A 20,866-nucleotide genomic window follows, 5' to 3' on the forward strand; every position below is an offset into this window, starting at 1 on the left:
CCCGTCATTCATTCAAGCGAGCCTGTTTCGTCATGCGTGTTATCCTGGAACGGTCAAATCTCCTGAAGTCGCTCAACCACGTCCACCGCGTGGTCGAACGGCGCAACACCATACCGATCCTGTCCAATGTCCTGCTCAGCGCCGACGGCGCCAGCCTCGAAATGAAGGCCACGGACCTCGACCTCGAAGTGACGGAAGCGACGCCGGCCAAGGTGGAGCGTGGCGGGGCGACGACGGTTCCCGCGCATCTGCTCTATGACATCGTGCGCAAGCTCGCCGACGGCGCCGAGGTGATGCTGAAGACCGACGAGGACGGCAACGCCATGACGGTGGCGTCCGGCCGCTCCAGCTTCCGTCTCCAGTGCCTGCCGCAATCGGACTTCCCCGAGCTCTCGGCCGGGTCCTTCTCGCATATCTTCCGTCTCGACTCGGTTGCCCTGAAGGGCCTGATCGAGAAGACCCAGTTCGCCATCTCCACCGAAGAGACGCGCTATTACCTCAACGGCATCTACCTGCACACGCATGAGGTCGGCGGCAAGCTCAAGCTGCGCTCGGTCGCCACCGACGGCCACCGCCTGGCGCGCGCCGAAATCGACGCGCCGGCAGGTTCCGAGGGCATGCCTGGCATCATCATTCCGCGCAAGACGGTGAGCGAGCTGCAAAAACTGGTCGACGATCCGGATGTCCCCGTGACGACCGAATTGTCCGACACCAAGATCCGCTTCACCATCGGCAGCGTGGTCCTGACCTCGAAGCTCATCGACGGCACCTTCCCTGACTATCAGCGGGTCATCCCGACCGGCAATGACAAGAAGCTGATCATCGACCGCCAGAGTTTTGCCGCCGCCGTCGATCGCGTTTCCACCATTTCCTCGGAACGAGGCCGCGCGGTGAAGCTTTCGATCAGCGAGGGCCAAGTGACGCTTGCGGTCAACAACCCGGATTCGGGCAGCGCCACCGAGGAGTTGGCGGCCGACTATTCTTCCGACCCGATCGAGATCGGCTTCAACGCCAAGTACCTGCTTGATGTCGCCGCGCAGCTGACCGGCACCGAAGCCAAATTCATGCTGGCCGATGCCGGTTCACCGACGCTGATCCATGACATGGCCGATGAGACAGCGCTTTACGTGCTGATGCCGATGCGGGTTTAGCCGGCGCGGCATCGTCCATCGCCCGGCGACGGGACCTGCAGCAGAAACAATGGCGACTTCTACAGGCGGATAGCGGTTGCCGGCACAAACCCATATAAGTAAGCTTACACTTACGAACTTTCGTAACTACGCGACGCTGGCGGTCGATCTCGCCCCGGGCGCAGTGGTGTTTTCCGGTGACAATGGTGCCGGCAAGACGAACCTTCTGGAGGCGATCTCCTTGCTGACGCCGGGGCGCGGGCTGCGCCGGGCGCCTTACGCCGATGTCGCCCGAGAAGGCGGCGACGGCGGCTTTGCGGTGCACGCCCGGCTGGATGGACCGGACGGCCAGATCGAGATCGGCACGGGCATTTCAATTGGAGAGGGCGACGGCGGCAGACGTGTCCGCATCAATGGCGCGCCGGCCCGATCGGCGGACGACATGCTGGAATGGCTTCGCGTCGTGTGGCTGACCCCGGCCATGGACGCGCTCTTCACCGGGCCCGCCGCCGATCGCCGACGCTTTCTCGACCGGCTGGTGCTGGCGATCGATCCAGGCCACGGCCAGCGCGCGTTGGACTACGAGAAGGCAATGCGCGGCCGTAACCGCCTGCTTACCGAAGGCTCGCGGGACGATCGCTGGTTCGATGCCATCGAAACACAGATGGCTGAAACCGGCGTCGCCATTGCGGCAGCGCGCGCCGAGCTGGTGCGCCTGCTCGCCGCCATGATCGACCGCCTGCCCGACACCGGCCCGTTCCCGCAGGCCGATATCAGCCTTGCGGGAGATCTGGAAATCGAGCTTGCCAACGCGCCGGCGGTCGATGTCGAGGAGCGGTTTCGCAGGGCGCTTGCTGGTGGCCGAGATCGTGATCGTGCCGCCGGGCGCACGCTCGAAGGCCCGCACCGCTCCGACCTGCTTGTCCGGCACCGTCCCAAGGCAATGCCGGCCGAGCTTTGCTCGACAGGCGAACAGAAGGCCCTGCTGGTCGGGATCGTCGTGTCGCACGCCCGGCTAACCGGCGAAATGTCAGGCATGACGCCGATCCTGCTGCTCGACGAAATCGCCGCCCATCTGGACAGCGGAAGGCGTGCGGCATTGTTTTCGATCCTCGAGGACCTGAACTGCCAGGCTTTCATGACGGGAACCGACGCAGGGCTGTTTTCAAGTCTCAAGGGGCGTGCCCAGTTCCTCACCGTCGACCATGGCAAGGTCGAGCCGACCGAAGACGCCTGACAAGGTTTTCCAGTCACTATATGATCCGGCAATGACCCCAGCCGCCCTGACCCAAGACGAGATCGAACGCTATGCCCGCCATATCGTCTTGCCGGAGATTGGCGGCGCCGGCCAGCAAAAGCTAAAGCAGGCGCGGGTGCTAGTCATCGGCGCGGGTGGGTTGGGCGCACCGGTGCTGGAATATCTGGCCGCCGCCGGCGTCGGCACGCTGGGCGTGGTTGACGACGACACCGTGTCGCTCTCCAACCTGCAGCGCCAGGTCATTCACGGGACCAATAATCTGGGGATGCTGAAAACCGAAAGCGCCAAGGCGGCCCTCGCCCGCATCAATCCGAACACCAATGTCGAGACGCACAGCTTGCGGCTGACCGAGGATAACGCTCCCGCCCTGATCGCCCGCTACGACATCGTCATCGACGGCTCGGACAATTTCGAAACCCGCTATGCGGTGGCCGACGCCTGCGCGCGCGAAAAGAGACCATTGGTGCACGCCGCGGTCGGCCGCTTCGACGGGTCCGTGACGGTGCTGAAGCCATTCGAGGTGGGCAAGGACGGCAAGCCCAACCCGAGCTATCGCGATCTGTTTCCGGAAGCGCCGCCACCCGGCCTGGTGCCGTCCTGCGCCGAGGCGGGGATGGTTGGCGCACTGACCGGCGTCATAGGCACCCTGCAGGCCATGGAAGCGATCAAGCTGATCACCGGGATCGGCGAGCCGCTGGTTGGCCGCCTGCTGCTCTATGATGCGCTTGCCGCCCGCTTCGACACGATCCGGTACAAGGCCAGGGAGTAGGCAACAGGGATCAGGGCGTGGAGACCGCCAAAAGGCGGACCGTGCGCCGCTGCCTGATCTCTGCTTGCTAAACCCTGGCCGGAAGCACGCGATCGGGGGGACGATGGCCATCGACGAACGCGCGAATGTTGATGATGACCTTCTCGCCCATGTCGATGCGCCCCTCGAGCGTCGCGGAGCCCATATGCGGCAAGAGCACGACCTTGTTTTTGGCGGCAAGCTTGAGCAGTTTGCCATTCAGCGCCGGCTCGTGTTCATAGACATCAAGTCCGGCCCCGGCGATCTTGCCGTCCTGGATCAGTTTGACCAGTGCCTCTTCATCGATGATGTCGCCGCGCGCCGTGTTGACGATATAGGCGGTCGGTTGCAGCAGGGCCAGCCGCCGAGCCGAGAGCAGATGGAAGGTCGCCGGCGTCGACGGGCAATTGACCGAGATAATGTCCATGCGGGCCAGCATCTGATCGAGGCTCTCCCAATAGGTCGCCTCCAACCCGTCTTCCACGGCGGGCAGCACGCGGTGGCGGTTGTGATAGTGGATGGACAGGCCGAAGGCCTTGGCCCGCCTGGCGACGGCGGTTCCGATGCGGCCCATGCCGACAATACCGAGCCGCTTGCCCCAGATGCGGCGCCCCAGCATCCAGGTGGGCGACCAACCGGCCCATTTCTTGTCGCCGGTGAGTACGTTGGCGCCTTCCGCCAGCCGTCGCGGCACCGCCAGGAGCAGCGCCATGGTCATGTCGGCGGTGTCTTCGGTCAGCACATTCGGCGTGTTGGTGACGGTGATGCCCTTCCTGGCCGCCGCTGCGACGTCGATCTTGTCGACGCCATTGCCGAAGTTTGCGATCAGCTTGAGGTTGTCACCGGCCTGGGCGATGAGCGCGGCGTCGATCCGGTCGGTGACCGTGGGCACGAGGACATCGGCTTCCTTGACCGCCGCGACCAGTTCCGGCTGCGTCATCGGCCTGTCCTCGACATTCAGCCGGGCATCGAACAGCTCGCGCATGCGGGTCTCGACAGGGTCGGGAAGCTTTCGCGTGATGACCACGAGAGGCTTTTTTTTGCCTGGCATTGTTTCCCTCGTTGAGACCTCTTTAACCAAGACCGGCGAAACTGAAAGCCGGTCGCGGTGCCGATTACCCATGTAACAAGCGGTGCCGCCGAAGACAAAGAAAAAGGGGCGCCGAGGCCGGCAGGCAGGCGCCGAAAGGAACGAAAGTGTCTGGTTTCGCGTCGCTTCGCCTGACCCTGAGCGCGGCATTTCTCGGCGCTCTCCTCTATTCCCCGCTAACGGCGGCCCAGAGCGCGGCGGCGCCCGCGCAAAGCGTCGTCACCCTGGGGCCGAGCGGCTTGCCACTGCCCCGATTCGTCAGCCTGAAATCCGGCCGCGTCAACTCGCGGGTCGGCCCGGGCGCCAACTACTCGGTCGACTGGATGTACATGAAGGCCGGCCTGCCCATGGAGATCATCCAGGAATTCGATACTTGGCGCCGGGTTCGCGATGCCGAGGGTTCCGAGGGCTGGATCAACCAGTCGCTGCTTTCGGGCCGGCGCACCGCGATCATCGCCCCATGGCAACGTGGCAAGGGCGCCCAGATCAATCTTCTGCGCAGCCCCGACAAGGATGCCAGCGTGGTGGCGATCGTCGAGCCCGGCGTCATGGGCACGATAAAGGCCTGCGACGGCCAATGGTGCGAAATGACGCTCGACGGTCACACCGGGTGGCTCGCCCAGGCGGCGGTTTGGGGCGCCTATCCGGGCGAGCGGGTCAAGAACTGATCCCTCCGGCCGTTTAACCACGGCCGCGTCGAGCCCAAGGGCTCGCGCTCGTGGCTCAGCGCCCGATACGACCGAGATGAGTGTCCTTAAACCCGCTCGGCAGCTTCAGGCCATAGCCCAGCGCGCGGTCGATGGCGATGTGGGCGATCCATATCAATGCGACCGCGACGGCGACCACATGCCCCGACAGGTGGCCAACGAGCAGCAGCGGTACCGGCACGATCAGGATGTGGAAGGCATTGTAGGCAATGGCGCCGACGCGCGCCCCGGCAAGATAGCCCAACATCGACAGGTCCGGTGCCAGGATGAGTGCCGCGAAGAGCCACCAGGACATGCCGGCCGATCCATAGAAAACGACGGCAACCACCGCTACGACGGCCCATTCGAGACGGATCGTCAGATCGAGGGATTTCATGGCCCTTCGGTCATTCAGGACGTTTGGGGCGCAGTCTCACCACGATGTCGACATTGGCGATCTCCATCCCCGCGGGCGGTTCCGGAAGGTTGGTGACCGTGACCGGCCCATTGGCGATGTCGAATATTCGATTCTCGCCTTCTATATAGAAATGATGATGGTCGGATGTGTTGGTGTCGAAATAGGTCCTCGCGCCTTCGACGGCGAGGATGCGCAGCAAGCCGGCCTGGGTGAACTGGTGAAGGGCATTGTAGACCGTAGCCAGTGACACCGGCACGCCGGCGGCGACCGCTTCTTCGTGCAGTTCCTCGGCCGACAGATGGCGGTCGCCCTTGGCAAAAAGCAGATCAGCCAGCGCGATACGCTGACGCGTCGGCCTCAGGCCGGCTTCACGCACCCGCTTGTCCACAGCGACAATTTCCTTCCGGCAGCCCAGGTCCATCTATTCGTCCAAGCCCACAGTTCCGCCTTATGGCGCGCCCAGAATGGCAAAAGAATGGACGCCCGCGCAAACCGCAGCCTTGCTGACATATATTCTGTCGTCCGAATGCGATCAATAGCGCGCATTGACCCAGGCAGACGGGCGGGTTAAGCGCAAACGCCGGTTTCCGGCCTGAAACGGATTGTGTTAGGAAGCCAACGACAAGGGCGCACGATTGCCCGGGACGATATGGGGACGAGATTGATGGCGGGTTCGAAATCCAGCTACGAGTACGAGGAATTGCTGGCCTGCGCCCGCGGCGAACTGTTCGGACCGGGCAACGCCCAATTGCCATACCCGCCCATGCTGATGTTCGACCGGATCACCGAGATCAGCGAGACGGGCGGCGCCTTCGACAAGGGCTTCATCCGCGCGGAATTCGACATCAAGCCGGACCTTTGGTTCTTCGCCTGCCATTTCATCGGCAATCCGATCATGCCGGGGTGCCTTGGCCTGGACGCCATGTGGCAATTGACCGGGTTCTACCTTGGTTGGCTGGGCGAGCCCGGCAAGGGAATGGCGCTGTCGACCGGCGAGGTCAAGTTCAAGGGCATGGTGACGCCCGCGGTGAAGAAGGTCGAATATGGCATCGACTTCAAGCGCGTGATGCGCGGCAGGCTCGTGCTCGGCATCGCCGACGGCTGGCTGAAAGCGGACGGCGAACCCATATATGCGGCAACCGATTTGAAGGTCGGTCTGTCCAAGCAGTCGGCGGTCGCTTGACCGCGGGCCTTCTGGCCAGCATCCCTGGAAGGAGTTGCGAATGAGACGTGTCGTAGTCACAGGCCTCGGCATCGTGTCGTCGATCGGCAACAATGCCAACGAGGTGCAGACCTCGCTGCATGATGCCAAATCCGGCATCAGCTTTTCCGATTCCTTCGCCGAGCATGGTTTCCGGTGCCAGGTCTGGGGTGCGCCGACACTCGACCCGTCGGGCATGATCGATCGCCGCGCGATGCGCTTCCTGTCGCAGGGCGCCGCCTGGAACCATGTCGCGATGGACCAGGCGATCGCGGATGCCGGCCTCGGCGAGAGCGATATCACCAATGAGCGGACGGGCATCGTCATGGGATCGGGCGGACCTTCCACCCGCACCATCGTCGAGGCTGCCGAAACCACGCTGAAGAACGGCAGCCCCAAGCGCATCGGTCCGTTCGCGGTGCCGAAAGCGATGTCGTCGACGGCATCGGCTACGCTTGCCACCTGGTTCAAGATCCACGGCGTCAACTATTCTATCTCATCGGCCTGCTCGACCTCGGCGCATTGCATCGGCAATGGCTATGAACTGATCCAATGGGGCAAGCAGGACATGGTCTTTGCCGGCGGCCACGAGGATCTCGACTGGACGATGTCGGACCTGTTCGACGCCATGGGCGCCATGTCGTCCAAGTTCAACGACAAGGCATCGACCGCCTCGCGCGCTTACGACGCCAATCGCGACGGCTTTGTCATCGCGGGCGGGGCCGGCGTGCTGGTGCTTGAGGAGCTTGAGCACGCCAAGGCACGCGGCGCCAAGATCTACGCAGAGATCGTCGGCTACGGCGCGACCTCCGATGGGTACGACATGGTCGCCCCATCGGGCGAAGGCGCGATCCGCTGCATGCGCCAGGCGATGGCCACGGTTTCCGCGCCGATCGACTACATCAACACCCATGGCACTTCGACGCCGGTCGGCGACTCCAAGGAGATGGGTGCCATCCGCGAGGTGTTCGGCGAGAAGATGCCCTTCATCACCTCGACAAAATCATTGACCGGCCATTCGCTGGGTGCGGCCGGCGTGCAGGAATCCATCTACTCGATCCTGATGATGCAAGGCGGCTTCATCGGCGAAAGCGCCCATATCGAGACTCTCGATCCCGAGTTCGAGGGCATGCCGATCGTGCGCAAGCGCATCGACAACGCCACGATCGACACTGTCTTGTCGAATTCGTTCGGTTTCGGTGGCACCAACGCAACGCTGGTTTTCCAGCGCTACTCCGCATAAGGCCAGCGTTTTCAACAGGATTGCCAACCATGGACGGATTGATGAAGGGCAAGCGCGGGCTTGTCATGGGTGTCGCCAACGACCACTCGATCGCCTGGGGGATCGCGCGTAAACTGGCCGAACACGGGGCGGAACTCGCCTTCACCTATCAGGGCGATGCCTTCGGGCGCCGGGTCAAGCCGCTTGCCGACAAGATCGGCGCCTCGCTGGTCGTACCGTGCGATGTCGAGGACAGTGCTTCGGTCGCCGCCACGTTCGAGACCCTTGGCACGGCCTGGGGCGGGCTGGATTTCGTCGTCCACGCCATCGGCTTTTCCGACAAGAACGAGCTGAAGGGTCTCTATGCCGACACCAGCCGGGACAATTTCGTCCGCACCATGGTGATCTCCTGTTTCTCCTTCACCGAAATCGCCCGTCACGCCGCCGGCCTGATGAAAGATGGCGGCTCGATGATCACCCTGACCTATGCGGGCTCCGTGCGGGTCATGCCCAACTACAATGTCATGGGTGTCGCAAAGGCCGGGCTGGAGGCAAGCGTGCGCTATCTCGCCAATGACTACGGTCCGCGCGGCATCAGGGTGAATGGCTTGTCAGCCGGACCGGTGCGCACCCTTGCCGGGGCCGGGATTTCGGATGCGCGCCACATGTTCTCCTACCAGCAGCGCAACTCCCCGCTACGCCGCACCGTGACCATCGACGAGGTCGGCGGTTCCGCGCTTTACCTGCTTTCCGATCTTTCCTCCGGCGTGACCGGCGAAATCCACTACGTCGATTCCGGCTATCATATCGTGTCCATGCCGACGCTGGACGAACTGAAGCAGACGGACGGCGCCCGGGAATAAACACTTCCAGTAAAATTGGATGTATTGGCGGAAACCCATTTTAAGGAGGTGTCCGCTAGAAGCACCCCTACCCTTGGGGACCTTCGAATGCCAGCAGTCAGCAACCCGAAGCGCACGCCGGCGTTCAGACTGCTTACCATCGCCAGTTCAGGCATCGGCGGTTTCGTTCTCGGATTGTGGGCCCTCAAGCTCAACCTCGGCGAGGGTCTTGCCGGCATATCGATAAGCACGACTTTCGCGATCACGGCCGCGCTCTGCGCGCTGGCCGCATCCGGAGCGGCGATGTCTTTCTTCGCCGGCGTCGACGAGTCGACCGACTTCGTCTTCAACGAGACCCATTTCGACAAGCTGACCGGCCTGTTGGTGCGTCCGGCGATGGTCGACACGATCGCCGAGGCGGCACGTACGACAATCCGGACCGGCGATCCGATGTTCCTTATCGACATCGACATCGACCGGTTCAAGCAGATCAACGATGCGATCGGCTACAGCCAGGGGGACGAGTTGATCCGCGCTTTCGCCAACCGGCTGAAGGCGTGCGTTCCCGCGCGCGCGGTGATCGGGCGCATCGGGGCCGGCGAATTCGCGGTGCTGCTGCCCGACAATCAGGTCAGCGGTTCGTTGGAGAATGCCGTCGAGACCCTGATCGACGAAATGATGGAGCCCTACGAGCTCAGCACCCATCTGCAATCGGTCAATATATCGGTGGGCATCGTCGCGATGCCGAAGGACGGAATTGATCCGGTCCTGATCCTGCGTCGCTCCAATCTGGCGCTGCAGAGTGCCCGGGCCAGCGGCGTCGGCAACTGGTCGTTCTTCCAAGCCGAAATGGGCAGGCTCGCCGACCATCGCCAGTGGGTCGAATCAGAGTTGAAGACTGCCCTGGAGCGTGGTGACTTCGATCTTCACTACCAGCAGCAATTCGATCTTAGAACCGGACTCGTGGTCGGGTATGAGGCGCTGATCCGCTGGCAGCATCCGGAACGCGGCATGATCCCGCCGGTTGAATTCATTCCGATGGCCGAGGAAACCGGGATGATCGGCCCGATCGGCGAATGGGTGCTGCGCAAGGCCTGTGAAGACGCCCGGCATTTACCCGACGACTCCTTCGTCGCCGTCAACATTTCCCCCATGCAGTTCATGACCAAGGACTTCGTCGGCATCGTGCGAGACACGATCATCGCCACCGGCATTAAGCCGTCGAGGCTTGAGCTGGAGGTGACCGAATCGGCAATGATGCAGGACCATGCACGCGCCTCGGCCATCCTGCGGGAGCTTTCCGAGATGGGCATCTGCGTCGTCATCGACGATTTCGGCACCGGCTATTCCAACCTCAGCTACCTCATCGATTTCCCGTTCGGCAAACTCAAGATCGACCGGTCCTTTGTCAGCCGCCTGGATACCGATTCCAGCTGCAGCGCGGTGGTCTCGACCATCGTCGGGCTTTCACGCGCGCTGGGCGTCGGCATCATAGCCGAAGGCGTCGAGACGGACAGTCAGGCAACGTTGCTTCGGGCAGCCGGATGCGAAGTCGTTCAAGGCGATCTGTTCGGCCGGCCCGCGCCGCTCCAGATCCGGTCTGACGACCGGCATCCCGGCGACAACATGCTGCGCCTTGCCGCTTCGCGTTGAGCGCGGGGCGACGGCGCCCCTTCCAGGATGGATCATGCTCTACCGACGCGCTGACAGCACCTTGAACATGCCGTCGCGGGCGAGTTCGGCATGGCTGGAGAAGGCAGCCGACAGGATCCGCTCATAGGGAAGCTGGCGGTTGGCCACCACGAACAGACGGCCACCGGGCTTCAAGGCCTTGGCCGCCGCGCGGATCATGCCGGCGCCGATCTCGGGTTCGGCCGCGCGGCTGCGATGAAATGGCGGGTTCATGACGATCGCGTCGTAACGGCGCTCGACGGCTTCGCTCAGCAGGTCGATCCAGAAGAAGCGCGGCTCGGCCGTGATGCCGGTGCCGATATTGGCCTTTGCCGCCTCCAGCGCGTCGAAATCCGCCTCATGGAGGTCGAGCCCCGACAGGCCGGGGAAGCGCTCCGCGACCTCAGCCGCCACATAACCCCAGCCGGCACAGAAATCGGCGATGGAGCCTCGCAGGTCGCCGGGCAGATTGTCGACCAGAAGTTTCGAGCCGGTGTCGATGCGGTCGAAAGAAAACATTCCCGGCGCGGTGTGGAAACGGCCTTCGACCAGCAAGGGGGGATTGGCGGCGCGCAGGGTTTCCGCCGCAACCGGGTCGGACGGGCGACGAAACCAAAAAGCGATTCCGTGATATTTGGGCAGGTGACCGTCAAGCGGCAGCAGCTCCTCGATGCGCCTGCGCAGACTGGCAATGCCTTCGTCCTTGCCGCCGGCGACGACGACCAAGCCGTCTGGCGCCACGCGCTCGATGGCCTCGGCGATGCGCAGCTCATTCAGCCCGCGATGCCGGCCGGCGAGCACAAGCGCGGCGTCAGAGCCATCGCCCTCGGCGCGTTGCGTGACAGTGAAGCCCGCCGCCTGTAGCGCGCGGAAATGCGGCCGGAAGCCTTGCACCAGATGCAGCGTGGCCTCGAACCCGTCCGGCTGGCGAAATCCAGGCTCGGCGCCCAGAAAAAGAACGCGTTCGCCCATTCGCGGCAAGGCGACAGCCTCCGCCTCGAACGGGTGAAAAAGCGTCTTCAGCGCCTCTGCGGACATTCCTGGAATTCCCCTGCTCCGTGCATGCCGGTCTCCAAGGATCGAGGGCGACATGCATTAGAGCAGTTCACCGTTTCACGGAAACGGCGAACCGCCCTAACTCTTTGTTTTGACGCAATTCCGGACGGAAAACCGTTCACACTTTTCCTGGAATTGCTCTAAACGAAAACGGGCGCGACATTCGCCGCGCCCGTTTCGATTTCCGTGTCAGGCCGATCAGGCGGCGTTTTCTTCGCCTTCGGTCTTCTTGTCGCGAGCGAGTTCCTTGCCCGTGGCCTGGTCGACGACCTTCATCGACAGGCGAACCTTGCCGCGCTCGTCGAAGCCCATCAGCTTCACCCAGACCTTGTCGCCTTCCTTGACGACGTCCGAGGTCTTGGCGACCCGGTCGTTGGCAAGCTGCGAGATGTGGACGAGACCGTCACGCGGACCGAAGAAGTTGACGAAAGCGCCGAAGTCGGCGGTCTTGACGACCGTGCCTTCGTAGATTTCGCCGACTTCCGGCTCGGCGACGATGGTGTGGATCCACTTCTTCGCCGCCTCGATCTCCTTGGCGTTGGACGAAGCGATCTTGACCGTGCCGTCATCCTCGATGTTGATCTTGGCGCCGGTCTTTTCGACGATCTCGCGGATGACCTTGCCGCCCGAGCCGATCACGTCGCGGATCTTGTCGGTCGGGATGTGCATGACCTCGATGCGCGGCGCGAATTCGCCGAGCTCCGAACGCGCGCCGGTCAGGGCTTGGGCCATCTCGCCCAGGATATGCAGACGACCGTCCTTGGCCTGGCCAAGCGCGATCTTCATGATTTCCTCGGTGATGCCATCGATCTTGATGTCCATCTGCAGCGAGGTGATGCCACCTTCGGTGCCGGCAACCTTGAAATCCATGTCGCCGAGATGATCCTCGTCACCAAGGATGTCGGAGAGAACGGCGAACCGCTCGCCTTCCTTGATCAGGCCCATGGCGATGCCGGCGACCGGCTTTGCCAGGGGAACACCGGCATCCATCAGCGCCAGCGAGGTGCCGCAGACGGTCGCCATCGACGACGAGCCGTTGGACTCGGTGATCTCCGAGACGACGCGCAGCGTGTAGGGGAACTGGTCGGCGCTCGGCAGCATCGGGCGGATAGCGCGCCAGGCGAGCTTGCCGTGGCCGATTTCGCGGCGGCCCGGCGAACCCATGCGGCCGGTCTCACCGACGGAGTAGGGAGGGAAGTTGTAGTGAAGGAGGAACTTCTCCTTGTACATGCCGGTCAGCGAGTCGACATACTGCTCGTCCTCGCCGGTGCCCAGCGTGGCAACGACCAGCGCCTGGGTCTCGCCGCGGGTGAACAGTGCCGAACCGTGGGTGCGGGGCAGGACGCCGACTTCGGAGACGATCTTGCGGACCGTCTTCAGGTCGCGGCCATCGATGCGCGAGCCTGTGTCGAGGATGTTCCAGCGCACGACCTTGGCCTGGAGTTCCTTAAACACCGAGCCGATCTGCTCGGAGGTGTACTTGGCGTCCTGGCCTTCGGCCGGGGCAAATGCGGCCTTGACCTTCGCCTTGACGGCGTCGACGGCGGCGTAGCGCTTCTGCTTGTCGACGTTCTTGTAGGCAGTGCTGAGCTCGTCACCGACGATCTTCAGCATCTCGGCTTCAAGGGCGGAAGAATCCGGCGCGGTGAAGTCGCGCGGCTCCTTGGCAGCAACTTCGGCCAGCTTGATGATGGCGTCGATGACCGGCTGGAAGCCCTTGTGGCCAAACATGACGGCGCCGAGCATCAGCTCTTCGCCAAGTTCCTTGGCTTCGGACTCGACCATCAGCACGGCGTCGGCGGTGCCGGCGACGACCAGATCGAGCTTGGATTCCTGCATCTCATCGACATGCGGGTTGAGCACGTATTCGCCGTTGATGTAGCCGACGCGGGCGCCGCCGACCGGGCCCATGAAGGGAACGCCCGACAGCGTCAGGGCAGCCGAAGTGGCAACGATCGACAGGATGTCGGGATCATTTTCGAGATCATGCTGGACGACGGTGCAGACGATCTGCGTGTCGTTCTTGTAGCCGGCGGCGAAGAGCGGGCGGATCGGGCGGTCGATGAGACGGGAAACCAGCGTTTCCTTTTCGCTCGGACGGCCTTCGCGCTTGAAATAGCCGCCCGGGATCTTGCCGGCGGCGTAGGTCTTTTCCTGGTAGTTGACGGTCAGCGGGAAGAAATCGAGGCCCGGCTTGGGCTCCTTCATCGAAACCACGGTGGCGAGAACCTTGGTTTCGCCGTAGGTCGCCATCACCGCGCCGTCAGCCTGACGCGCGATCTTGCCGGTTTCCAGGATGAGCGGACGACCGCCCCACTCGATTTCCACTTTGTGGTAGTTGAACATATCTTGTCCTTAATAAGCGGAAAGGGCCGCGCCGTTTCACGGTGCGCGGATGCCCTTTCCCTGGCTTCCTTTCTCGGGCAGCCACGGGCAAGACAACGGGAAGCTCGGGTAATTTCGGCGCTGGGTAAGCGCACGAGCGTCCTGCAATCCTGCCCCATGACCGTCCATGGGCGGTTTCGAGTGGCCCTCCGCACGCTCGAAACCAGGTCTGGCCAATCGATGCGACTGGCAGAATGCGCGACCGGCGGGCTCTCTTTCGAAAGCCCGCCGGTCAATTCGTCAGCGGCGCAGACCGAGCTTCTCGATCAGCGTCTGGTAGCGCGCGTCATCCTTGCGCTTGAGATAGTCAAGCAGGCTGCGGCGCTGGGAGACGAGAGCGAGCAGACCACGGCGGGAATGGTTATCCTTCTTGTGGTCCTTGAAGTGATCGGTCAGGTTCTTGATGCGCTCGGAAAGGATGGCCACCTGGACTTCCGGAGACCCGGTATCGCCCTTGGCGGTGGCGAATTCGCCCATCAATTCCTTCTTGCGCTCGGCGGTAATCGACATCGTGTTTTTCCTTATCTGTTTGAGGAAACGGGTCGCCCTCAGCCGGGATGTCGTCCAGCAGGGGCCGGTGCAGGCAAAGCGTCTGGGCGCTATGCTGCGGCGCGTATAATGCAATTCGGACAAAAACACCAGCCCAATCTACAGGCCGGCTTTTCAAGCTGATCCGGCAAGTTTTTCTGACGCTAAAGCCATTTCTTCCATTTGAAGAAAGCGATCAGTCCCAGTGCGACAAGCGCCATAAACAGCAACGACAAGGGATAGCCGTAATAGGCTTTCAGCTCCGGCATGTTCCAGGGAGATGACGCTGGATCGAAATTCATGCCCCAGACGCCTACCAGGAAGGTGAGCGGCATGAAGATCACCGAGACGATGGTGAGATAGCTGATGACGTCATTGGTGCGCGCCTGGCTTAGCGACAGGTGCATTTCGATCAGGCCGGTCAGCATGTCGCGCTGGGTTTCGACCAGCTCGATCAGCCGCAACGCATGGTCGAGCGTGTCGTTGAGAAAGACCTTGGTTTCCGCCTTCACATAGGGCACGTCGTTGCGGATCAACGTGGCCAGTGCATCACGCATCGGCCAGAGCACGCCCTTGAGCACATTGGCGTCGCGGCGCAGCTCATGCAGCTGGCGCATCTGGTGCTTGTGCGGGGCGTTCAGCATCTGGTCCTCGATGCTGTCGACCATCTCGCCCGCCGCCTCGACCGGCGGGAAATAGCTGTCGACGATGGCGTCGATCAGCGCGTAGGCGAGATAGTCGGCGCCGCGAGCGCGCAACCGGTTGGGCGCCGAACTCTCGATGCGCTTGCGCACGGGATCGAACGGATCGCCTTCACGCTCCTGGAAGGTGACGACGAAGTTCTTGCCGAAGAACACGCCGATCTGCTCGTAGCGGTGCGAGGTTATGTCGTCGATCATCCTGACGACGACGAAGGCATGATCCTCGAAGAAGTCCACCTTCGGCCGCTGACCGGTGTTGACGACGTCCTCCAGAGCCAGCGGATGCAGATTGAAGATCCGTCCGATCTCCTCGATCAGCTGGATGTTGGCGAGGCCGGTGCAGTCGAGCCAGATCACCGGCCATTTCTCGCAATTGGCGTGGACGTCATCGATACTGGCGTTTTCGATGGTCTTGAACTTCTGTGGCGAGATCAGCGTCAGCCGCAATTCGGAGCGCCGCGCCGTTGGATCGGCGATCAGCGTGCCGGGCGAGGCGCCGACCGGCGGCCGCCTTGTTCTGACCGGCGTCCGCTTGCTGTCGGTGTCAGCTTTTGCCATGGGGTCCTCTGACGCAACGTCTCGCGGATATTGGATAACGGACGTCAGCCGGCAAACACACGCTTCGGCTTGAACATGCCTTGCTCGATCGCACCGATGGCTACCAGTTTGCCACGCGCCGTCGCGCAGGCTTCTTCCGCTTCCACCGGCGCGTCGCGACCACGAATGATGACCGGGTTGCCGAGGCGGATCTTGGTCGCCGCATCGTCGCTGATGGCGATCTGGGGCAAGCAGTCGAGGGCGGCTGCCGTATCGACCAGGAGCGCATCGATTGCATCGAAGTCGATCGGAGTCTCGATCGCATCGGTGGCGTTCGCCGCGTCCTCACCGCCTTCATCCGGCGCGCCGAAACGGGCGGCCTCCAGTTCGGCGATGGTGACGAAATCCTCTTGTGTGAACGGCTCGACCTCAACCCGGCGCAGTTCGCTGACATGGCCGAAACAGTCGAGATCGCGCCCCATGTCGCGGGCCAGCGACCGTACATAGGTGCCCTTGCCGCATTCGACCTCGAACATCGTATGGTCGGCATCGTGTTCGACAATGTCGAGACGGCCGATCTCGACCTCGCGCGCGGGAATGTCCACCGTTTCCCCCTCACGAGCCAGGTCATAGGCGCGTTCGCCTGATATCTTGATGGCCGAGAATTGCGGGGGCGTCTGCATGATGACACCTGTGTATTTCGCCAGCAGCGCCTCGACCTCGGCCCGCGACGGGCGCCGGTCGGAGGTCTTGGTGACAGGGCCTTCCAGATCATCGGTCGAACGCTCCTGCCCCCAGGCGACGGTGAAGCGATAGATCTTGGCACCGTCCTGGACATAGGGCACGGTCTTGGTGGCTTCGCCGAGAGCGATCGGCAGCATGCCGGAGGCGAGCGGGTCGAGCGTACCGGCATGGCCGGCCTTTTCCGCCTGGAACAGCCACTTGATCTTGGAGACGGCTTCGGTGGAACCCATGCCCACCGGCTTGTCCAGCACCAGCCAGCCCGAGATCGGCCGGCCCTTCTTCTTGCCGCGACGCGCCACTATTCCGTGTCCTTCTTGCCGTCGTTATCCTGCTCGTCCCTATCTTGATCGTCGGGGCCAAGGTCACGCGCCACTTCGGGCGAATTCAGCAGATCGTTGATCCTGGCGAAATTGTCGAACGACGTGTCGAGCTTGAAGCGGAACTCCGGCATGAACTTCATCTGCCGCAGGGCGCCGGAGACGCGCCCGCGCACGAATTTCGCATGCTTGTTCAGCGCCTCCACCACCGCATCGGTATCCTTGGCGCCGAGCGGCGAAACGAAAGCGGTGGCGACGCGCAGATCGGTCGACATGCGCACTTCCGAGACCGAAATCACCGCGTTCTCGATCAGCGGATCGATGATCTCGCCGCGCTGCAAGGTTTCGGACAGGGCATGCCGTACCTGTTCGCCGACGCGCAGCATACGCTGGGTTGGACCTTTTACGGATTGTGCCGCCATGGTTTGTCTTACCGTCCTGATTTCATGATCCGTTACGCCCTTTGTGGGAGAACGAACAGCACTTCAACGTGTTCCTGGCGCTCATGGCTGAGCGTTGTTGCTTTCCTCATCGAGCCAGCCGGCGAACAGCCGCATGTCCCGCTCGTCCTCGAATGCCGCACGCGGAACAATGATCGGGAACCGCTCGGCGCAGACGAAGACATGGTCCGGGGTATCGATTACCTTGCCGATCGTCTCCATGGCGACAAACCGGGCACGCCCATCGGCGAACTCGGCCAGATGATCGCCCCATTGCTCGAGGGTGACCTCGCCATCTGGAATTGGATGCCTTGCTGCCCGCCGTGAGACGATCACTTTCGACACGACCATGGCGACGCCAAGGGCAAACACGACCATTGCCACCAAAATGAGCCACCAGACCCTGGCGCTCACCTGATCGGCCAGGAAGCCCGAGACAGCGCCCGGCAAGGCCAGCCAGACGATCAAGGCGAACTTGGCCCGGCCGGAAAGCTCGCCCGGAAGCCGCTCATAGGCAAGGACATCCGCCCTTGCCAGTTTGTAGTGCCTCACCTTCAGAGGCTGACGGGGATCGGACGCCATGAATATTCCCGACCGAACCCTGGCCGTCGGGACATCAGAGCGTCCGGGTCACCATCTCGACGCGGAAGCACTCGATGACGTCGCCGACACGCATGTCCTCGTAGTTCTGGAAGGCCATGCCGCACTCCTGGCCGCCGGGGACTTCCGAAACCTCGTCCTTGAAACGCTTCAGCGTCTTCAACGTGCCTTCGTGGATGACGACGTTGTCGCGGATCAGGCGCACGCCCGCACCACGCTCGACCTTGCCCTCGGTGACACGGCAGCCGGCGATCTTGCCGACCTTGGTGATGTCGAAGATCTCGAGGATCTCGGCATTGCCGATGAAGGTCTCGCGACGCTCCGGCGACAGCAAGCCCGACAGAGCCGCCTTCACATCATCCACGAGGTTGTAGATGATCGAATAATAGCGGATCTCGATGCCCGCGGCCGCGGCCGCGGCCCGTGCCTGAACGTTGGCGCGGACATTGAAGCCGATGATCGCCGCCCCGGACGTCTCCGCCAGCGACACGTCGCTTTCGGTGATGGCGCCGGCGCCGGCATGGACAATGCGCGCACGCACCTCGTCGGTGCCGAGCTTGTCCAGCGCGGCATTGATCGCCTCGATCGAACCCTGCACGTCGCCCTTGATGACCAGCGGGAATTCCTTCAACCCGCTTGTCTGCAGCTGCGACATCATCTGTTCGAGCGAGCCGCGCTGGCCGGCATGCTTGGCAACCGCCTTCTCACGGGCCAGGCGCTGGCGATATTCGGTGATCTCGCGGGCACGGGCCTCGTTGTTGACCACAGCGAAGCGATCGCCGGCCTGCGGCGTGCCTTGCAGGCCAAGCACCTCGACGGGCATCGCCGGCGGCGCTTCCTTGATCTGCTCGCCGCGATCGTTGACCAGCGCGCGCACCCTGCCCCATTCATTGCCGGCGACGAGAATGTCGCCAGGCATCAGCGTGCCGGTCTGCACCAGCACGGTGGCGACGGGGCCACGGCCCTTGTCCAGCTGCGCCTCGATGACGACGCCCTCGGCCGTACGGTCCGGATTGGCCTTCAGGTCGAGGATTTCGGCCTGCAGCAGGATCGCCTCGAGCAGTTTGTCGAGATTGGTGCCCTTGGTCGCCGACACTTCGACGTCCAGAACTTCACCACCCATGGATTCCACGAAGACCTCGTGGCGCAGCAGTTCCGAACGCACCTTCTGCGGATCGGCGTCATGCTTGTCGATCTTGTTGATCGCCACGATGATCGGAACACCGGCCGCCTTGGCGTGGCTGATGGATTCGATCGTCTGCGGCATCACGCTGTCGTCGGCCGCCACCACCAGGATGGCGATGTCGGTCGCCTGCGCGCCGCGGGCACGCATCGCCGTGAAGGCGGCGTGGCCGGGCGTGTCGATGAAGGTGATCTTGTGACCGTTCTTCTCGACCTGGTAGGCGCCGATGTGCTGGGTGATGCCGCCGGCCTCGCCGGACACGACATTGGCGTTGCGGATGGCATCGAGCAGCGAAGTCTTGCCGTGATCGACATGGCCCATGATCGTCACCACGGGCGGCCGCGAAACCAGGTCCTCGGCATTGTCGGCGATGTTGAACAGGCCTTCCTCGATGTCGGACTCGGCGACGCGGCGGACCGTATGGCCGAATTCGGTGGCGACCAGTTCGGCCGTGTCGGCGTCGATGACGTCGCCCGGCTTCAGGATCTGGCCCTGCTTCATGAAGTACTTCACCAGGTCGACGGCACGCTCGGACATGCGTTGCGCCAGTTCCTGGATGGTGATGGTCTCGGGCAGGATCACTTCGCGCATGACTTTCTCGCGCGGCTCATTATGCATCGCGCGCTTGAATTTTTCCTGGCGGCGACGCATCGACGACAGCGAACGAGCCCGCGCATCCTCATCGGACAATGCCGAGTTCAGCGTCAGCTTGCCGCGACGACGGTCTTCCTCGCTCTTGGTCGGCTTGGCCGGGCGCGCCACTTCGGGCGTGACCGGACGGCGCACCGGCGCGCCGGCGCCTGGCCGCTTCGGCTTGACCTCTTCCTCGTCATCGACTGTCGCCAGTTCCGCGGCCTGCGGCGCGCGGCGGCGTGCCTCTTCCTCGGCGCGGCGGCGGGACTCGGCCTCGGTCTGCAACCGCGCCTCTTCCTCGGCCTGGCGGCGCGCGGATTCCTCGCGTTCACGCTTGCGGCGGTCTTCGTCGTCGGCGCGTCGCTTGGCATCCTCGACGGCGCGCTGGCGGTCCTCGACCTCACGAACCTTGGAGCCTTCGAGCGCCCTGCGGCGCGCTTCCATTTCACTGCGCGACAGTTCGTTCAGCACCATACCGCCGCGCTCGACCGGGGACGGCTGCGGAGGCGGAGGCGGCGCCTTCGGCGCTTCCTGCACGACAGGCGCGGCCACGACCGGCGGCTTCGGTGTGAAGACAGGCACGGGCGCGGCAGCGACCGGCTCCGGCTTGTCGCCGGGCATCGAGAACTTGCGCTTCTTGGTCTCGACCACGACCGACTTGGTGCGGCCATGCGAGAAATTCTGGCGCACGGTGCCCTGTTCCATACCGGGGCGCTTCAGCGTCAAGGTCTTCTTCGGCGTAACACTCAACGTCTTGTCGTCGCCCGATTTCGTATCGCTCATTCCATATCCTCTGCGGCATCATCTTCGTCAGCAACGGCCGCAAGCATTGCCAGATCGTCCGGGGTACCGCCCCGATATCGGTCGAGCGCAACCATGCGCTTCTGGACCGCCTTGCCCGCGTCTCCCGCGAGAACGGCAGCATGTATCACATTTGTACCCCCCAATGCCAAGCTCAACTCGGCCTCGGAGAAAAGTTTGTAGGCAAGGATAGCAGGCCCGCCGAGGTGGACGGTCGCCCGTCGCGCCTGGCTGATCTTGCGCACGCCATCGTCCGACGCCTCCGTGGCGTGAAGGACGAAAAGCGCCAGGCCGCCGCGCACCGCGCTCTCGACCTTGGTGGCGCCCAGCGAGATCATGCCCGCCTTGCGGGCAAGACCCAGCATGCCCAGTGCGGATCTGGAAAGCAGCCCGTCGACCATGCCGCCAAGATCGGGCGGCACGACCACCTGTGCCTTGAAGGCGCGGGCAAAAAGGTTCTTCGCCGCCGCCTTGTCGATATGTAGGCGGTCGGCGCTCACCCAGCAACCACGGCCGGGCAGATTTCGCTTGATGTCGGGAACGACGGCCGAATCCGGGCCGACGACGAACCGGATCAGTTCATCCGGTTCGGCCTGCCTGCGGGTGACAATGCAGGTGCGATCGTTCATCTCGTCC

At 63.2% G+C, this 20,866-nt stretch carries 20 protein-coding genes; 8 read left to right on the top strand and 12 right to left on the bottom strand.

Annotation, left to right across the window (positions count from 1 at the left end; translation table 11 throughout):
- The first annotated feature begins 32 nt into the window (after positions 1-32).
- From dnaN to WC739_RS04990, 3 genes are all read left to right on the top strand, one after another.
- Positions 33-1,151, top strand: a complete 1,119-nt coding sequence (dnaN, locus tag WC739_RS04980; protein ID WP_372951907.1) for a DNA polymerase III subunit beta — start codon at positions 33-35, stop codon at positions 1,149-1,151.
- A gap of 76 nt (positions 1,152-1,227) precedes the next feature.
- Positions 1,228-2,367 carry a DNA replication/repair protein RecF gene (recF, locus tag WC739_RS04985; RefSeq protein ID WP_372951908.1) on the top strand — a complete coding sequence of 380 codons (1,140 nt, stop codon included), beginning with the start codon at positions 1,228-1,230 and terminating at the stop codon, positions 2,365-2,367.
- A gap of 31 nt (positions 2,368-2,398) precedes the next feature.
- On the top strand, positions 2,399-3,157 hold the full coding sequence (locus WC739_RS04990) for a molybdopterin-synthase adenylyltransferase MoeB (RefSeq protein ID WP_372951909.1): 759 nt from the start codon (positions 2,399-2,401) through the stop codon (positions 3,155-3,157).
- A 67-nt stretch (positions 3,158-3,224) separates the two neighbouring features.
- Here the strand turns inward: WC739_RS04990 and WC739_RS04995 are convergent, their stop codons facing one another.
- Positions 3,225-4,226, bottom strand: a complete 1,002-nt coding sequence (locus WC739_RS04995; protein ID WP_372951910.1) for a 2-hydroxyacid dehydrogenase — start codon at positions 4,224-4,226, stop codon at positions 3,225-3,227.
- Between the two features lie 146 nt (positions 4,227-4,372).
- On the opposite strand from WC739_RS04995, the gene WC739_RS05000 reads away from it, so the two are divergent.
- Positions 4,373-4,933, top strand: coding sequence for an SH3 domain-containing protein (locus WC739_RS05000; protein ID WP_372951911.1), 561 nt, complete (start codon positions 4,373-4,375; stop codon positions 4,931-4,933).
- A 55-nt stretch (positions 4,934-4,988) separates the two neighbouring features.
- On the opposite strand, the gene WC739_RS05005 is transcribed toward WC739_RS05000, so the two are convergent.
- The gene (locus WC739_RS05005) at positions 4,989-5,348 is read right to left on the bottom strand and encodes a DUF4260 domain-containing protein (RefSeq protein ID WP_372951912.1); all 360 of its coding nucleotides are present in this window, start codon (positions 5,346-5,348) and stop codon (positions 4,989-4,991) included.
- A 10-nt stretch (positions 5,349-5,358) separates the two neighbouring features.
- Complete coding sequence (irrA, locus tag WC739_RS05010) at positions 5,359-5,790, bottom strand: iron response transcriptional regulator IrrA (RefSeq protein WP_372951913.1); 432 nt, start codon at positions 5,788-5,790, stop codon at positions 5,359-5,361.
- Between the two features lie 243 nt (positions 5,791-6,033).
- Here irrA and fabA point away from each other — a divergent pair, with 243 nt between their 5' ends.
- From fabA to WC739_RS05030, 4 genes are all read left to right on the top strand, one after another.
- A complete protein-coding gene (gene fabA, locus WC739_RS05015) occupies positions 6,034-6,552 on the top strand; it encodes a 3-hydroxyacyl-[acyl-carrier-protein] dehydratase FabA (RefSeq protein WP_372951914.1) in 519 nt (172 codons plus the stop codon).
- A gap of 40 nt (positions 6,553-6,592) precedes the next feature.
- Positions 6,593-7,813, top strand: coding sequence for a beta-ketoacyl-ACP synthase I (gene fabB / locus WC739_RS05020; RefSeq protein WP_372951915.1), 1,221 nt, complete (start codon positions 6,593-6,595; stop codon positions 7,811-7,813).
- A gap of 29 nt (positions 7,814-7,842) precedes the next feature.
- A complete protein-coding gene (gene fabI / locus WC739_RS05025; RefSeq protein ID WP_372951916.1) occupies positions 7,843-8,655 on the top strand; it encodes an enoyl-ACP reductase FabI in 813 nt (270 codons plus the stop codon).
- Positions 8,656-8,742: 87 nt separating this feature from the next.
- Positions 8,743-10,287 (top strand): putative bifunctional diguanylate cyclase/phosphodiesterase, encoded by a 1,545-nt coding sequence (locus tag WC739_RS05030; protein WP_372951917.1) that lies wholly within the window; start codon positions 8,743-8,745, stop codon positions 10,285-10,287.
- Between the two features lie 39 nt (positions 10,288-10,326).
- On the opposite strand, the gene WC739_RS05035 is transcribed toward WC739_RS05030, so the two are convergent.
- The 9 genes from WC739_RS05035 to WC739_RS05075 all read right to left on the bottom strand — a co-directional run bounded on the left by WC739_RS05035 (position 10,327) and on the right by WC739_RS05075 (position 20,859).
- The gene (locus WC739_RS05035; RefSeq protein WP_372951918.1) at positions 10,327-11,343 is read right to left on the bottom strand and encodes a class I SAM-dependent methyltransferase; all 1,017 of its coding nucleotides are present in this window, start codon (positions 11,341-11,343) and stop codon (positions 10,327-10,329) included.
- Between the two features lie 216 nt (positions 11,344-11,559).
- Complete coding sequence (pnp, locus tag WC739_RS05040) at positions 11,560-13,707, bottom strand: polyribonucleotide nucleotidyltransferase (protein ID WP_372951919.1); 2,148 nt, start codon at positions 13,705-13,707, stop codon at positions 11,560-11,562.
- Positions 13,708-13,986: 279 nt separating this feature from the next.
- On the bottom strand, positions 13,987-14,349 hold the full coding sequence (gene rpsO / locus WC739_RS05045) for a 30S ribosomal protein S15 (RefSeq protein ID WP_372951934.1): 363 nt from the start codon (positions 14,347-14,349) through the stop codon (positions 13,987-13,989).
- 89 nt (positions 14,350-14,438) lie between these two features.
- Positions 14,439-15,533 (bottom strand): magnesium/cobalt transporter CorA, encoded by a 1,095-nt coding sequence (gene corA / locus WC739_RS05050; protein WP_372951920.1) that lies wholly within the window; start codon positions 15,531-15,533, stop codon positions 14,439-14,441.
- 44 nt (positions 15,534-15,577) lie between these two features.
- On the bottom strand, positions 15,578-16,555 hold the full coding sequence (gene truB, locus WC739_RS05055) for a tRNA pseudouridine(55) synthase TruB (RefSeq protein WP_372951921.1): 978 nt from the start codon (positions 16,553-16,555) through the stop codon (positions 15,578-15,580).
- Complete coding sequence (gene rbfA, locus WC739_RS05060; RefSeq protein ID WP_372951922.1) at positions 16,555-16,995, bottom strand: 30S ribosome-binding factor RbfA; 441 nt, start codon at positions 16,993-16,995, stop codon at positions 16,555-16,557. The genes truB and rbfA overlap by 1 nt, the downstream gene beginning before the upstream one ends.
- Before the next feature lie 81 nt (positions 16,996-17,076).
- Positions 17,077-17,595, bottom strand: coding sequence for a hypothetical protein (locus WC739_RS05065; RefSeq protein WP_372951923.1), 519 nt, complete (start codon positions 17,593-17,595; stop codon positions 17,077-17,079).
- Between the two features lie 34 nt (positions 17,596-17,629).
- Positions 17,630-20,212, bottom strand: coding sequence for a translation initiation factor IF-2 (gene infB / locus WC739_RS05070; RefSeq protein WP_372951924.1), 2,583 nt, complete (start codon positions 20,210-20,212; stop codon positions 17,630-17,632).
- On the bottom strand, positions 20,209-20,859 hold the full coding sequence (locus WC739_RS05075; RefSeq protein WP_372951925.1) for an RNA-binding protein: 651 nt from the start codon (positions 20,857-20,859) through the stop codon (positions 20,209-20,211). Before WC739_RS05075 ends, infB begins: the two co-directional genes overlap by 4 nt.
- Positions 20,860-20,866: the final 7 nt, after the last annotated feature.

It is taken from the genome of Mesorhizobium sp. (assembly GCF_041661565.1).
In the GTDB taxonomy this organism is placed as follows: domain Bacteria; phylum Pseudomonadota; class Alphaproteobacteria; order Rhizobiales; family Rhizobiaceae; genus Mesorhizobium.

Bases quoted from the DNA above. Each gene is read 5' to 3' on its own strand.
- corA (WP_372951920.1), bottom strand. From the start codon at position 15,533: ATGGCAAAAGCTGACACCGACAGCAAGCGGACGCCGGTCAGAACAAGG.
- WC739_RS04995 (WP_372951910.1), bottom strand. From the start codon at position 4,226: ATGCCAGGCAAAAAAAAGCCTCTCGTGGTCATCACGCGAAAGCTTCCC.
- WC739_RS05075 (WP_372951925.1), bottom strand. From the start codon at position 20,859: ATGAACGATCGCACCTGCATTGTCACCCGCAGGCAGGCCGAACCGGAT.
- pnp (WP_372951919.1), bottom strand. From the start codon at position 13,707: ATGTTCAACTACCACAAAGTGGAAATCGAGTGGGGCGGTCGTCCGCTC.
- WC739_RS05005 (WP_372951912.1), bottom strand. From the start codon at position 5,348: ATGAAATCCCTCGATCTGACGATCCGTCTCGAATGGGCCGTCGTAGCG.
- infB (WP_372951924.1), bottom strand. From the start codon at position 20,212: ATGAGCGATACGAAATCGGGCGACGACAAGACGTTGAGTGTTACGCCG.
- dnaN (WP_372951907.1), top strand. From the start codon at position 33: ATGCGTGTTATCCTGGAACGGTCAAATCTCCTGAAGTCGCTCAACCAC.
- fabA (WP_372951914.1), top strand. From the start codon at position 6,034: ATGGCGGGTTCGAAATCCAGCTACGAGTACGAGGAATTGCTGGCCTGC.
- WC739_RS04990 (WP_372951909.1), top strand. From the start codon at position 2,399: ATGACCCCAGCCGCCCTGACCCAAGACGAGATCGAACGCTATGCCCGC.
- fabB (WP_372951915.1), top strand. From the start codon at position 6,593: ATGAGACGTGTCGTAGTCACAGGCCTCGGCATCGTGTCGTCGATCGGC.
- fabI (WP_372951916.1), top strand. From the start codon at position 7,843: ATGGACGGATTGATGAAGGGCAAGCGCGGGCTTGTCATGGGTGTCGCC.
- WC739_RS05065 (WP_372951923.1), bottom strand. From the start codon at position 17,595: ATGGCGTCCGATCCCCGTCAGCCTCTGAAGGTGAGGCACTACAAACTG.
- irrA (WP_372951913.1), bottom strand. From the start codon at position 5,790: ATGGACCTGGGCTGCCGGAAGGAAATTGTCGCTGTGGACAAGCGGGTG.
- rbfA (WP_372951922.1), bottom strand. From the start codon at position 16,995: ATGGCGGCACAATCCGTAAAAGGTCCAACCCAGCGTATGCTGCGCGTC.
- WC739_RS05035 (WP_372951918.1), bottom strand. From the start codon at position 11,343: ATGTCCGCAGAGGCGCTGAAGACGCTTTTTCACCCGTTCGAGGCGGAG.
- WC739_RS05030 (WP_372951917.1), top strand. From the start codon at position 8,743: ATGCCAGCAGTCAGCAACCCGAAGCGCACGCCGGCGTTCAGACTGCTT.